The following is a 14,258-nucleotide window of genomic DNA, read 5'->3' as shown; positions in this document are numbered from 1 at the left end:
CTTTATAATGAATAAGCCCGGTCAGGAATCACTTCTCCAGACCGGGCTTGTGTATTATATGCTATTGGTAAAGTACCTGTTGTACTGTATCAGTATCCGCCGCGGTACTTATACGTACTGGCAACTTTGTCGATCGCTACAATGTAAGCGGCTATACGGAGCGGTACCTGATACTGCTGGGCCGTCTGGTATACCTTGTTAAACGAATCTTTCATGATACGATCGGTACGGCGGTTGATCCGCTCGAGGGTCCATTTGTAGCCGATGCGGTTTTGTACCCACTCAAAGTACGATACTGTTACCCCTCCGGCGTTGGCCAGGATATCAGGTACTACCATGATGCCCTTTTCATTAATAATATCATCCGCTCTGAAGGAAGTAGGTCCGTTGGCGCCCTCCACAATCATCTTGGCCTGAATGTTGGCTACATTGTGGTGAGTAATAACATCTTCCTTGGCGGCGGGTACCAGTACATCCACCGGTAAGCTAAACAGTTCCTCGGGAGCAATCATCTCAGCCCCCTGGAAGCCTTCCAGCATCCCGTTGTTACGGTCACGGTAGGCAATGGCGGCCTCAATATCAATACCTCCCTGGTTGTAGTAGGCTCCCGAAATATCACTGATAGCCTGTATACATACGCCCCGCTCCCGAAGCAGGGAGGCCGCGTGCGATCCTACATTACCAAAGCCCTGTACGGCGGCGGTAGCTTTGTAAGGATTCAGGCGCAGTTTTTCCATTCCGGCCAGCGCCGTCACCATCACGCCGCGTCCGGTAGCCTCGGTACGGCCCAGTGAGCCACCCAGCACCAGCGGCTTACCCGTTACGACAGCTTGCACCGTCATACCTTTCGCCTTGGAGTACTCGTCCATGAGCCAGGCCATCTCACGCGGACCGGTACCCATATCCGGAGCCGGTATGTCCTGATCGGGGCCGAATACATCCAGCATAGCCGTGGTATAAGCGCGCATGAGGCGCTCTATCTCACCCGCCGACATCTGACGTGGGTTACAGGCAATACCACCCTTGGCTCCTCCGTAGGGGATATCCACCACGGCGCATTTCCAGGTCATCCAGGCGGCCAGGGCCCGTACTTCGTCCAGATTGACCGCCGGATCAAACCGGATGCCCCCCTTACTGGGGCCCAGGATGGTCGAATGGATAACGCGGTAGCCTTCGAAGGTACGGATCTCGCCGTTGTCCATCGTGACCGGCAGACCAACAATGACTTGTTTACGAGGAACTTTCAGGATGTGATACATCTCTTCGGAGATACCCAGAAGCTGTACGGCCTTATCGAAACGCTGCATCATCGATGCCAGAGGATTCTCCTTATCAGTGATAGGCGCTGGTTCTATATAGGTCATCATTTCTTTAATAAGCGGTTGGTTACTAGTATGTTGTATGAAGTGCTGAAATTACCTAACACAAACATACGTGTTTTGTAATAATAAAAGCAAAGGGATATTTTTTCTTGAAATTTTATAATTTATTTACATTAGTATATTCTTTTATAAATTGGCTGTACATGCGAATAAAGCCATTATAATGGCTTTAAAGCCCAAATATTTGTTTGTTATATTACCATATTGTAAAATAGTAGATTTTTTATTTTTTAGGTTTGGCAACGTATAATGAATGAAGTCTGAATAATTCATGTTAATTTTGTGTCCAGAAGGCCACAGCATTAAATAATCGAAGTAGAGAACTCTCAAAACCCTACCGCTATGCAAGAAGAAAGGACCCGGTACTCGGACGAAGAACTGAAGGAATTTGAAGAACTGATCCGAGGGAAGCTTGATGAAGCAAGAAGCGAACTTAATTACATTAAGGAGACCCTTAGCAAAAAGAACGATAGCGGTACGGACAATACAGCAGGTACGGCTAAACTTCTGGAAGACGGCGCTGATGCCAGCGAACGTGAAAACCTGAGCCAGCTGGCGGCTCGCCTGCAGAAGTATGCAACACAGCTGGAAAACGCTCTGATTCGTATTAAGAATGGTACGTACGGTGTCTGTATTGATACCGGAAAGCTTATTCCTAAAGAACGGTTGCGGGTAGTGCCTCATACGCAGCAGACTATCGAAGCAAAGCTTAAGCGCGTAAGCTAATAAGCGGTTGCAATCAGTATTCCGAATTACATAGGTATAATCTCTGGAAGGACGCCCGCAAGGCGTCCTTGTCTTTTTCAGGGTGGGATATATAGCATCTACGTACCTGTAAGTTCTCATAAGATTAAGACGCCGGTAGTGCCTGTTAGCACGTAGCCGGGGCCTGTATTGCTCTTCTCTAAAGGGCCAAAGAACTATGCCAACTGATGTAGTTATCTTTAAGAAGGGCGCAATAACAATTGGTAGCAGGGCAGTATTTTCGGGAAGGCGCGCGACTTTATTAGGCGTAACTACTACTATATCTACCATCTGTTTATGCGCTACGTTACACTTCTGGCTATTCTGCTGGCTGCTACCGCCTCAACGGAGCCCCAAAAAGCTCCTGTTTCTTTCTCCCGTTATTTTGTAGCTGCCGAAAGCTATGAGTCGGTGGGAGTGTTCGATGTCGACAATGACGATACGCTGGATATTGTATCGGGTGATTTCTGGTACAAGGGCCCGCGGTTCCGTAATCGCTATCTGATCGACAACCAGCCCCGTAAAAACCAGTACTATGATGATTTCTCGACCATTCCCTTCGATGTGAATGGCGATGGCCGCACCGACTTCATCACCGGTGGCTGGTTTGATGGTACCCTGCGCTGGATGGAAAATAAGGGCGACAAGCCCTGGGTCCGGCATGAGCTGGCAAAGGTAGGCAATGTGGAATGTAGCCGTGCGTGGGATGTAGATGGCGACGGTACCCTTGAGATATGTCCTAACACTCCCGGACATCCGCTCAAATACTTCAAGCACCAGCCGGGGGGAATGTTTAAGCAGATAGATGTAGCACCTACCCAGGGACATGGGCTGGGATTCGGAGATATCAACGGGGACGGCAAGGGGGACTTTATAGTAAGTGATGGCTGGCTGCAGGCGCCGAACTGGACCCTGCACAAGGAGTTTTCGCTGGGTACTACCAGTGTCCCCATCTTGGTAGTGGATGTCAATGGCGACGGCCGGAACGACCTCATCGTGGGACAGGGGCACGGGTATGGCCTGAACTGGTACGAACAGAAGCCCGGCGCCAATGGGCAACGCGCCTGGACCAAGCACATCATCGACGACAAAAACTCGCAGTACCATGCTATGGAGTGGGTAGATGTGACCGGCGATGGCAAGCCTGAGCTGGTGACCGGCAAGCGCTACCGCGCCCACAATGGGAAAGACCCCGGTGCCGAAGACCCCGTAGGGCTGTACTACTTTACACTTGATAAAGGAAAGTTTACCAAGCACATTATTTCCCACGGACCGGCAGGTGAGGGCAAAGGCACGGGTATTTACTTCGCCGTGGCCGATCTCCGAAAGACCGGCCGCAACGATATAGTAGTAGCCGGAAAAGACGGACTGGCTGTCTTCTTCAACGAGGGAGCTAAATAAGTGACAGGGGGAGCCTACCTACGAATGGCCCTCACTACTTCCCGCTTTCGTCCCGGCCCCGGGTGCTTTTCGACTTGAAAGCCGACGGCGTCCAGCGCCCGGCGCACGCTCCCTTTGGCTGAGTAGGTCACAAGTACACCACCGGTACGGGTCATGGCGGCTATCTTGGTGAATACCTCCTCTGTCCACAACTCGGGCTGGGCACTGGGAGAAAACGCATCGTAAAATATAACATCAAAAAGAGCATCCGCAGGAGTAAATCCCTCCAGAGTCGTATGCTCCTTACGGAAGGAGAAATAGTCCGAAACTTTGATGTCTTCTGACCAGGGAGCCTTATGGAGTTGGGCCAGCCCCGCCTTCCCCGTAATCTCATCGAAGTTCAGGCCGGCTACTTCTTCGTCGGCTATGGGGTAGGCTTCCACCCCCACGTACTGGACAGGCTTCTGAAATATATCGGCCTGTTGCCAGGCCAGCAGGGCATTTAGCCCCGTACCGAAGCCCATCTCAAAAATACGGACTAGTGTGTCAGCCTGCTCCAGCGCGGGCTTGAGGCCCAGATTAATAAACACATGCCGGGACTCCTGCAGGGCGCCCTGCATGGAGTGGTAGTGCTGGTCTAATTCTATATTATAAAGGGAATTGGAGCCGTCGGCGGTAAAAACCAGACGGCCAGAGCGTGCAGCTGCAGAATGAGGCATAAAAACGTAAATCTGTTTAGGTCAAATCAGTCGCCGGAGTACAAGTTTCGTAAAGAACATCTTCCCATCCCGTTTAACAAGCAGCTCTATCTCCTCTCCATCGCCCTTCTGCATAAGCTTGTAGATTTCACTGATATTCATATCCTGTACCGGACGATCATTCACAAATAGTAGCTGGTCTCCCTGCTGCAGTCCTGCATAGGCTGCCGGAGACCCCTCAGCTATGTGCTGAACCATGTAGGAGCGGAGATCAGTTCCCTGGGCACGCAGTTCCAGGCCGCTCATATCATGTTCAAAGCTTTCCTTAAAGCGTTTCTTAATGGGCTTAAGTACCATATAGCCCTCCTGATAGTTCATGGTTACCTTGAAGCGACGAAGCAGTTCGCACCCAATATTGCCATGCCGGCTGCCCCGGTCAGGTAACTTGGCCCCAAAGGCACTGCTATCCGGAAAGGAAGCCAGTACATTATCCAGCTCAAACCTTCCGAACCTAACTCGATCTATACGGCCCAGGCTACCGTTGATGACTCCGTTGAGGCCGCGGCCTACCTGGGTGCGTACCAGCTTTTCGGGAAGTTGTATACGTTCATCCGACGATCTGTCCAGGAGCAGGGCATGGCCGGCGCCCGTATCTATAACTACCCGGATGGGATGCTCGCGCCCATCGGCCAGAAGAGCTACCGCACTCGTAAAGGGCTTGGTATCTTCGATGGTAATGGGGTAGCGATCACCTTTGCTGGTGCGGTACCGGTAGGTGCCGGGCTTCATCAGTATGAGCTCTTTGGCCGTGAAATCAATCGTAACTATGAAATTATTAAATATCTCGTGTCCGAATATGCCATGGACCGGTACCCCTACGTATTCGGCCAGGTGTAGTACATCCTTGTCCAGCACGATCATGTTGTGGTGGTTGGCCTTCATCTGGTGCATAGACAGGGCATTGTCTATGGCCACATGCGCCGACAAGTCAATGCCTTCACCCGCTCCGGCCAGGCTTACCTTGCGAGTAAGTCGCAGTTTGCTGCTATCCAGTGCCTTGGGATCTGTAACTATGGTAGTACTTACGCCCGTATCCAGTATAAAACGAAGTGTATCGGAGCCGTTGATCTGTACGGGGACAAGAATAAGATTGGAGTGAAGCTCAAAAGGAATCCGTATAAACCGACGGTTACCTTCCAGAAAAAAGCCATACTTCTCCTTGGATACCGTGAGCTTCTGTGCCGTAGCGCAGGTCAAAGCCCCCATCCAGATCAGGAGTAAAATAGCTGTCAGCTCGGTCGCTCGCTTCATGGCTTTGTATACTTTTTCTACATACTGTAAAGTTACTGATTAGTCTTGTTTAAACACAAAAAAAACTTCAATGGGGTCAAATTGTTAGCAAAATTGTGTAAAAGAGTTTGAAAATGGTCTACATAGGGAAAAAGTGGTAATTTCGTAGCGTAAATCAGATGGTGTTACCTTATACAGCTTACCTACCTATGCGCAAGAAAATAGTAGCCGGAAACTGGAAAATGAACAAGACCCTCGACGAAGCCCTGGCGCTTACCTCCGAGGTAGTTAATATGGTCAATGACGAAGTAACCGGCGATGTGCAGGTAATCCTTTGCCCCCCTGCCATATACCTGACCACTCTTAAGAAGTACATCGAAAACTCACCCAAAATAGCTCTGGCCGCTCAGAACTGCTCCGATAAAGCATCGGGTGCGTATACCGGAGAGATCTCAGCTTCCATGCTAAAGTCTATCGGTATTGAGTATGTAGTACTGGGTCACAGCGAGCGTCGTGAGTACTTCGGCGAAACCAACGCTCAGCTGGCTGATAAGGTAAATATCGCACTTGAGAACGGTCTGACACCTATCTTCTGCTGCGGTGAATCTCTGAATCAGCGCCAGAATGAGGACTTCATCGGATTTGTGAAGAACCAGATCACCGAGAGCCTGTTCCACCTGTCGGAAGAGCAGTTCGGAAAAGTAGTGATCGCGTATGAGCCCATCTGGGCCATTGGTACCGGTCTTACCGCCAGCTCAGAGCAGGCACAGGAAATGCACGCTGCACTGCGTGGACACATTGCCGGGAAGTACGGTAACGAAGTAGCGGACAATACATCTATTCTGTACGGAGGTAGTGTGGGTGCTGCCAATGCCGAGGAGCTATTTGCCAGCCCCGATGTAGACGGAGGCCTGGTAGGTGGAGCTTCTTTGAAATCGCGTGATTTCACCAATATCATCAAAGCCCGTCAGTAATTGTAGCTGATCAGTTAGTAATAAAAAAAAGCCGGTAGTCTGCGTATAGTGTATCCGATAGATACAGCAGAGTACCGGCTCTTATTCGTATACCTTTTCTCCCTTGCGCAGCCATATCCCCCACGCGGGCGAATAGGCGTGTACCTTCCGGGTAGGCTGGTCTTTACTGTCTACTATGGGCTTATCCTGATTGACCCACTCAAATATACTTCCGTACAGGTTGTACACCCGCGTATAGCCAGCGTCTATCATCTTCTTACCTACCTGCTCGCTTCGTACCCCTACCGAGCAATACACTACCAGAGGAGTGTCTTTGGGAATGTCCCTGACGCGGTCCAGCGAAAATTCTTCGTAGCCTACCCAGCGGGCCTTCTGTATATGACTCACTTTGTACTCAGCCGGTGAGCGCGTATCCAGGAACACCGCCTCCGGAAGCTTTTGCGCTTTGTCACAGCTAATTAGCGGAACGTCCTTCTTATACAGCGTATGTAGCAGCGCCTTGTAAGGCTTACTAGTTATTTGGCCATCAGAAGAGTTACATCCAAAAAGCATAGAAATTATAACAAAAAGAAGAATTTTTGATCTTTTTTGCACGATTCTTGTTATATTGGAGAAGATAGAACTTTTTGATAGTAGCGTTCGATTATTATCATCATTACACCTAATACACTTTAACAGCAAGCATGAGAAATTGGTTTGGTCGTATTACCCGTCCAGGAATACTGCGGGTGGTAATAGGAATGTGTGTCTCATTGATTGTAAGTTCAGTGGTAGCAACAGCCTGGAAATTGCACAAATCAGCTACTGTGCTGGAGGCTTTGTCTATCAAAGAACCAGAGGCTGTTAAACCCGCTAAAAAAGCCCGGAGAAAGGCAGGACCTGTACACGTACTGCCCGAGGCCAAATGGGTTGACAGTACACTGGCAACGCTAACACTGGATCAGAAGATCGGCCAGTTCTTTATGGTGGCCGCTTTCTCCAACAGAAATGAGTACGAAAACCGCTATGTCGAGAAACTACTTCGGGACTACCACCTCGGAGGCCTTATCTTCTTTCAGGGAGGTCCTCATCGGCAGGCGGTCCTGACCAACCGTTTCCAGGCCCAGTCTAAAGTACCCTTATTTATTGGTATAGATGGAGAGTGGGGGCTGGGTATGCGTCTGGACAGTACTATAGAGTTTCCCCGTCAGATGGTACTGGGTGCAATTAAGGATGATGAGCTCGTCTACCGTATGGGAGAGGAGATCGCCAGGCACTGTCGCCGACTGGGCATCCATATCAACTTTGCTCCGGTATCGGATATTAATAGCAATCCCAAAAACCCTATTATTGGCATTCGTTCGTTCGGTGAAGATCGTGAAAATGTAACCCGTAAAGCCACGGCGTATATGAAGGGTCTTCAGCACAACCGCGTGATCGCTACGGCCAAGCATTTTCCCGGCCACGGTGATACCGATGCTGACTCTCACCTGACTCTGCCTGTACTGAATCATTCTGCCGAGCGACTCCAGGAGATTGATCTGTATCCCTATAAGAAACTGATTGCCGATAGTCTGATGGGCGTCCTGAGCGGACACCTGTACGTGCCTGTTCTGGACAACACCCCTCAACTGGCTTCCTCACTATCTCAAAAAGTAGTAACTGACCTGCTGCGCAACGAGATGGGATTCCGTGGGCTGGTATTCACGGATGCTATGAATATGCAGGGAGTACTTAAGACAGGCAAGGCTGCGGATGTCAACCTAAGAGCCCTTATGGCCGGTAACGACGTACTGCTTTATCCGGAGAAAGTAGGCGAAACGGTAGCTCGTATTAAAGAAGCGCTAAATCAGGGTACTATTACGCAGGAGTTTATAGATAATAAAGTTAAGCGTATCCTGCAGGCGAAGTACTGGGCGGGGCTGCATGAGTACAAGCCTGTGGAGCTGCCAAACCTGTACCAGGACCTGAATAATGTGGAAAGCAAGGAGCTGATCCGTGAGTTGAGCGAAGCTGCAGTAACGGTAGTTCGTAACGAAAACAGCCTCCTGCCTATCCGTAGTGTGGAAGGCATGAAGGTAGCTTCGGTAACGGTAGGGGCTGGTAACGGGACTCCGTTCCAGAAGATGCTCGGTCACTACGCGCCCATGCGCCACCATATATTCGCGGATAAGCCCAGTAACGACGAGGAGATTGCTCAGATGATGACCCATCTGGAGGCATATGATGCAATCATAGTAGGTGTGCATGGTATCAGCTCATCAGCCCGTCGCAACCATGGTGTTACGGCAGGTACCATCAACTTTATCAACCGGCTGAAGCAGCAGGGCAAGCGCGTAGTCCTGGTCCTGTTCGGTACACCTTATAGCATCCAGTTCTTCCCCGAGACCGACGCACTCATCTGCGCGAATCAGGATGGGACGGATTCACAGATGGCCGCCGCACAGGTCCTGTTCGGGGCGCTGCCCGGTCAGGGCGTATTGCCCGTATCGGTCTTGTCGTACCGGCCTGGGCACGGGCACGAAACCCCCGCCATTGGTCGCATAAGCTACGGATCGGCTGAGAGCGTAGGCATGAAGAGCCGTGTACTTCAGAATATTGATCATGTAGTGGCAGAAGCAATCAATGAGCATGTGTTTCCAGGTTGTCAGGTACTGGTAGCCCGGAAAGGCAAGGTAGTATTTGATAAATCGTACGGTACTCTTAACTACCGTTCAGCTGAGCGCGTCAATGATGAGACGATCTATGATCTGGCCTCGGTAACCAAGGTAGCTTCTACACTGCAGGCGGTGATGCTCCTCTACGACCGGAAGCTGATTGATCTGGATAAAAAAGCTTCGGAGTACCTTCCCGAGCTTCGCTTTACCAACAAGCAGTACTTTACCGTTCGTGATCTTTTGATGCACCGCTCGGGGCTGGTGGCCTTTTATCCTAAGTTGTGGGAGCGTACCATGACCAGAGGCGGCGGACTTCTCCCCGAGTACTACAGTGCTTCGGCCGATAGTATGTTCCAGCTGCAGGTAGCTCCCCGCTTACATGCCAAGCCTACACTGCGCGACTCGGTATGGAAGTGGGTGGTGGAGTCACCGCTGCACAACCGCCGCGAGCGTTCGGGCCAGTATTCCTACGTATACAGTGACCTGGGCTTCCTGACCCTGCAGAAGATTGTGGAGCGCGTAACCGCTCAGCCCCTGGACCTGTTTGTATACCAGAATATCTACGAACCACTTGGACTGGCAAGGCTGGGCTATAATCCGCTTCGTCGCTTCCCACAGAACCTTATTGCTCCTACCGAGCAGGATGTCCGGTTCCGTAGCCAGCTGATTCAGGGTACAGCTCATGACCAGATGGCGGCTATTCAGGGTGGGGTATCAGGGCATGCCGGATTGTTCGGTACGGCTCTTGATGTGGCTACTCTTATGCAGATGAACCTATGGAAGGGACTATACGCGGGTAAGCAGTTTCTCCAGACAGGTACGGTACCTTTCTTCTCCAGCATGCAGGACAACATTCACCACCGCGGACTCGGCTGGGACAAGGCTCCTATCAGTGGCAACAGCTCGTACGTATCATCCAAAGCGTCTATTAACTCCTTCGGCCATACCGGCTTTACGGGAGCAGTAGTATGGGTAGATCCGGACGAAGAACTGATATTTGTGTTCCTGTCAAACCGTATCCACCCCGACATGGAAAACAACGGAATCAACCGGCACCGCACACGCCGCAAAGTGCATGATCTGGTGTACGATTCCATCGTCAAGATCTAAGTCACCACTTGCTCAGCAGTCATCTTTCTTTGGAAAAATATACCTAACTTTAAGGGCAATTTTTTAACGGAAAATTACCCTTCTCATCAAAATCAGGTATATGCAAGGAAAAACTTTTACTAGTTGGCTGTTAGTGCTTTTTGTCAGTTGGTTGTGGGCAGGTCAGTCGCTGGCACAAACAACAACACCCACCATTACTACCGGAGTGCCGGACAAGACGGTAGTATGTCTGGGTGGAACCATTTCAGTGCCTTTTACCACTACGGGTACCTTCAATACAGGCAATGAATTCACGGTACAGCTTTCGGATGCGACCGGTAGCTTTGATCACGTATATAATCTAACGCCCAGTGGTGCAACCACTCCGCTGGTAGTGACCATACCCACTGGGCTGGGCATAGAAGCCGGTACTGCCTACAAAGTGCGGGTGGTATCCAAGGAGCCTCTTAGAGTAGGCACGGCCAGTACTGCGGTCCTTACTATTCAGACAGCCCCCGCGGCTCCGGTAGTATCATCAAATGTAGAATATTGCCAGAATGCAGCAACATCTCCACTTGTGGCAGCAGGCACAGACCTGAAATGGTATACTACCGCCACGGGGGGAACTAGCACAGCAATAGCTCCTACTCCCAGCTCTGCTGCATCGGGTGTTACTTCGTACTATGTAACTCAATCAACCAGCGGGGGGTGTGAAAGCCCCCGTGCCCAGATAGATGTTACCATCAAATCCGCCCCGGCGGCTCCTGCCGTATCACAGGCCAGCTATAGCTACTGTGTAGGCCAAACGGCTACTACTCTAAGTGCTACCGCTACTTCAGGAAATACCCTGAAATGGTATCAGGCTAATGATACGCCTCTAGCTGAGGCTCCTACGCCTTCTACTGCATCAGCAGGCACGATTACCTATAAAGTATCACAGGTTAACTCTGGCAATTGTGAAAGCCCTAAGGTTACTATCACGATTACAGTAGGTACTGTACCAGCGGCACCTACGGCTACCAGCCCTATCGAAGTATGTGCCGGCACCACTCTGACAGCTACGGGTAGTAACCTACGCTGGTATGACTCAGCCAATAACTTGTTAACTGAAGCGCCTAAACCTACCAGCGCGGGTACGTACTATGTGACGCAGACCAGTGGTGGATGTGAGAGTGTAAAGAAAGCCATTGTTGTTACGATCAGCCCTGCTCCGGCTGCCCCGGCGGTAGCCCAGGCTACTATAGGGTACTGTCAGGGAGCTCCGGCGCAGGCTCTGTCGGCTACGGCCACTACGGGTAATACCCTAAGATGGTACCTGCCCAATGGTACTTTTCAGGCTACTGCTCCTGTTCCAAGTACTACTACAGTGGGTGAGCAGGTATATAAAGTTACGCAGAGAAACGCCCTGGGCTGCGAAAGTTCTTCCACCGAAATAAAAGTAACCATAAACGCTATTCCTGCTGCTCCTACGGTAGTAGGAACACAGGTATACTGCCAGACGAAAGTATCCCAGACTTTTACCTTAACGGCTTCTGCTGCTGAGGGGAATACCCTGCGCTGGTATCAGGCAGCCACCGGTGGTACGGCGGGCTCAGCTCCGGTCATAGACCAGATAAATACTTCTAGTCGCACCTACTACGTAAGTCAGGTAACACCCGAGGGCTGCGAAAGTCCCAGAGCAGCGATAAGCGTTCAGGTAAACCCTTTACCTGCTTCGCCAACAGGAACGCAAGAGGTTGTATACTGTCAGTTTGCTACGGCTACAGCTTTAAAGCCTACTTTTTTGAATGGAGCTACCGCTAATTGGTATGGAACCAATGCCACCGGCGGAACCCGCTCCTCTACTGCTCCGGTACCATCTACACAGGAAGGTGGCGTTACTTCATACTATGTGAGCCAGACGGTGAATGGGTGCGAAAGTGACCGTGTCGAGATCAAAGTTCGTATTAATACTACTCCACTGCCAACGGTGAGTACCCGGGAAGAGTACTGCCAGAATGCCACGGCCACACCTCTTGCGGCTCAGGGCGATAATCTGAAATGGTATACAGTCGCTACGGGTGGAACGGCAAGCCTTATCGCTCCTACACCTTCCACTACAAGAGCAGATAGTATTACTTTCTACGTAACCCAGACAAAACCCTTCACCGTAGGCACTACAAGTCTGAATTGCGAAAGCCCCCGGGCCAAAATTACGGTTGTTGTCAATCCGTTGCCTGTACGACCTACTGTTACTTCGGTAGAAGAGTGTCAGACGCGCCAGGCACAAAACATCACCCTAGCGGCTACCGGTACTACAGGTAACTCCTTCCGCTGGTATACTACCGCCAGTGGCGGCACGGGTAATAACACTGCTCCCACCGTCAATCTGCTCAATGCGGATACTACCTCTTACTATGTAAGCCAAGTAACTGCTAAGGACTGCGAAGGGCCAAGGGCTAGGCTTCAGGTAGAGATAAAGCGTCTGCCTGCGCTACCCACTGTGCAGCCTCTGATAGAATACTGTCAGTTTGTTACGGCTTCTCCGCTAACGGCTACCCCGGAAACAGGGGCTACCATTAACTGGTATGGTACCAACGCCATTGGAGGTACGGCTTCAGCTACTGCACCGGTACCCTCTACACAGGAAGGTGGTACTACCTCCTATTACGTAAGCCAGACGCTGAGAGGCTGCGTGGGAGATCGGGCTGAGATTAAGGTACGTATCAATACAACGCCTAAGCCAGCTGTTACCACACCGGTAGAGTACTGTCAGAATACTACGGCTAGTCCGCTCGCTGCTCAGGGGGAAAATCTCAAATGGTACCGTGATGCCGCAGCCACAGAGTCACAGAGTAATCCTTTTACTCCATTCACGGCTAATGTAGGTACTTACTCTTTCTACGTAACACAGACGGGTAGTAACCGATGTGAAAGCCCTAAGGAAGAGATCAGGGTACGTATTAAGCCACTACCATCGGCTACAATCAGTGGAGATAAAGCCGTTAGTCTGGGTCAGTCGGCCGAGATACTGGTAAACTTCACCGGCGATGGGCCCTGGAACTATGTACTTTCCAATGGTTTGTCCGGCCGCACTACGCAGAATCCCCTCCGGATTCAGGTGTCTCCGCAACGTACCACTACCTACCTGGTAACGGAGGTATCCAACGAATGTGGCAAGGGTACTCCCAACGGAAGTGCCATGGTGACTGTATTGATTCCGACCATCAGTACCGGTAACCCTACTACAGCCAGCCTGTGTGCCGGTCGTACCTTTACGATACCCTTCCAGGCATCGGGTGAGTTTGTAGCCAGCAACAAGTTCAACGTTCAGATATCTCTGGATACCACCGACCGGAATTTCTACACTATCCCTACTGTACAGAATGGAAATGAAGCCGTAGCTACTGTACCCGATAGTACCAGGGGCGGCAACTACTTCGTACGCGTAGTAGGAGAGAGCCCCCAGTTCATACTGCGTGGAAGTATAAGCCCGGTGAATGTCACGGTACGTCCGCTTCCTACGGCTACTCTGACCGGAACTACTACGATCCTGATTGGTGAAACCGCCAACCTGAGTGTCAACCTCACCGGCGACGGTCCCTGGACGTTTACCTTCAATACCGGGCAGCGTGACTCCCTTATTACCACCAGTGTCGCTTCGCATATCGTGACGGTACGGCCCCAGACTACCACAACCTACTCTATTGCAGCGGTATCTAACCAATGCGGTACGGGCAGGGCCAGCGGTACGGCCCGTGTGCAGGTAGATCCCATCCTGGGTGTAGAGCCGGTACTGAACGCCCAGTGGCTTACAGTATATCCAAGCCCGGTACAGACCCTATGTGTAGTAGATATTGAGGCATCACTGGTAGCGGGAGCAGCCCAGCTACGGGTGTACGATGCAAACGGTCGGCTGGTGCTGGAAAAGCCGGTGAGCACGACCAAAACCGAAGTAGACTTTACTCAAATGAACCCGGGCGTGTACTTTATCCAGGTCGAAAACGGAGGCCGGGTGGCCGTTCGACGGATTGTCAAGCAGGATTGATAAATATACCTGACGATATAAAAAGCGAGGAGGGGAGC

The 14,258-nt window shown here is 51.0% G+C and carries 9 protein-coding genes; 5 read left to right on the top strand and 4 right to left on the bottom strand.

Annotated elements, in window-relative coordinates:
* Positions 1 to 89: 89 nt before the first annotated feature.
* Positions 90 to 1,364, bottom strand: coding sequence for a Glu/Leu/Phe/Val family dehydrogenase (locus tag JTN23_RS20990; RefSeq protein ID WP_247237102.1), 1,275 nt, complete (start codon positions 1,362 to 1,364; stop codon positions 90 to 92).
* A 360-nt stretch (positions 1,365 to 1,724) separates the two neighbouring features.
* Here JTN23_RS20990 and JTN23_RS20985 point away from each other — a divergent pair, with 360 nt between their 5' ends.
* Positions 1,725 to 2,108 (top strand): TraR/DksA family transcriptional regulator, encoded by a 384-nt coding sequence (locus JTN23_RS20985; protein WP_247237028.1) that lies wholly within the window; start codon positions 1,725 to 1,727, stop codon positions 2,106 to 2,108.
* 315 nt (positions 2,109 to 2,423) lie between these two features.
* Positions 2,424 to 3,527 (top strand): FG-GAP repeat domain-containing protein, encoded by a 1,104-nt coding sequence (locus JTN23_RS20980; protein ID WP_247237027.1) that lies wholly within the window; start codon positions 2,424 to 2,426, stop codon positions 3,525 to 3,527.
* Positions 3,528 to 3,541: 14 nt separating this feature from the next.
* On the opposite strand, the gene mnmC2 is transcribed toward JTN23_RS20980, so the two are convergent.
* Positions 3,542 to 4,225: a tRNA (5-methylaminomethyl-2-thiouridine)(34)-methyltransferase MnmC2 gene (gene mnmC2, locus JTN23_RS20975; RefSeq protein ID WP_247237026.1), complete on the bottom strand. Its 684-nt coding sequence runs from the start codon at positions 4,223 to 4,225 to the stop codon at positions 3,542 to 3,544.
* Between the two features lie 21 nt (positions 4,226 to 4,246).
* On the bottom strand, positions 4,247 to 5,515 hold the full coding sequence (locus tag JTN23_RS20970) for an aspartyl protease family protein (protein ID WP_247237025.1): 1,269 nt from the start codon (positions 5,513 to 5,515) through the stop codon (positions 4,247 to 4,249).
* A gap of 188 nt (positions 5,516 to 5,703) precedes the next feature.
* On the opposite strand from JTN23_RS20970, the gene tpiA reads away from it, so the two are divergent.
* Positions 5,704 to 6,468 (top strand): triose-phosphate isomerase, encoded by a 765-nt coding sequence (gene tpiA, locus JTN23_RS20965; RefSeq protein ID WP_247237024.1) that lies wholly within the window; start codon positions 5,704 to 5,706, stop codon positions 6,466 to 6,468.
* Positions 6,469 to 6,549: 81 nt separating this feature from the next.
* Here tpiA and JTN23_RS20960 read toward each other — a convergent pair whose 3' ends face one another.
* Positions 6,550 to 7,020 carry a rhodanese-like domain-containing protein gene (locus tag JTN23_RS20960; protein WP_247237023.1) on the bottom strand — a complete coding sequence of 157 codons (471 nt, stop codon included), beginning with the start codon at positions 7,018 to 7,020 and terminating at the stop codon, positions 6,550 to 6,552.
* 131 nt (positions 7,021 to 7,151) lie between these two features.
* Here JTN23_RS20960 and JTN23_RS20955 point away from each other — a divergent pair, with 131 nt between their 5' ends.
* A complete protein-coding gene (locus JTN23_RS20955; RefSeq protein WP_247237022.1) occupies positions 7,152 to 10,214 on the top strand; it encodes a serine hydrolase domain-containing protein in 3,063 nt (1,020 codons plus the stop codon).
* A gap of 133 nt (positions 10,215 to 10,347) precedes the next feature.
* Positions 10,348 to 14,220: an Ig-like domain-containing protein gene (locus JTN23_RS20950; protein WP_247237021.1), complete on the top strand. Its 3,873-nt coding sequence runs from the start codon at positions 10,348 to 10,350 to the stop codon at positions 14,218 to 14,220.
* The last annotated feature ends 38 nt before the right edge of the window (positions 14,221 to 14,258 follow it).

The organism is Telluribacter roseus (assembly GCF_017355915.2).
GTDB lineage: Bacteria > Bacteroidota > Bacteroidia > Cytophagales > Spirosomataceae > Telluribacter.
The sequence above is the reverse complement of the archived record's forward strand: the minus strand, read 5'-3'. Positions and strand labels throughout refer to the sequence as shown.

Bases quoted from the DNA above. Each gene is read 5' to 3' on its own strand.
- mnmC2 (WP_247237026.1), bottom strand. From the start codon at position 4,225: ATGCCTCATTCTGCAGCTGCACGCTCTGGCCGTCTGGTTTTTACCGCC.
- JTN23_RS20970 (WP_247237025.1), bottom strand. From the start codon at position 5,515: ATGAAGCGAGCGACCGAGCTGACAGCTATTTTACTCCTGATCTGGATG.
- JTN23_RS20985 (WP_247237028.1), top strand. From the start codon at position 1,725: ATGCAAGAAGAAAGGACCCGGTACTCGGACGAAGAACTGAAGGAATTT.
- JTN23_RS20955 (WP_247237022.1), top strand. From the start codon at position 7,152: ATGAGAAATTGGTTTGGTCGTATTACCCGTCCAGGAATACTGCGGGTG.
- JTN23_RS20990 (WP_247237102.1), bottom strand. From the start codon at position 1,364: ATGACCTATATAGAACCAGCGCCTATCACTGATAAGGAGAATCCTCTG.
- JTN23_RS20980 (WP_247237027.1), top strand. From the start codon at position 2,424: ATGCGCTACGTTACACTTCTGGCTATTCTGCTGGCTGCTACCGCCTCA.
- JTN23_RS20960 (WP_247237023.1), bottom strand. From the start codon at position 7,020: ATGCTTTTTGGATGTAACTCTTCTGATGGCCAAATAACTAGTAAGCCT.
- tpiA (WP_247237024.1), top strand. From the start codon at position 5,704: ATGCGCAAGAAAATAGTAGCCGGAAACTGGAAAATGAACAAGACCCTC.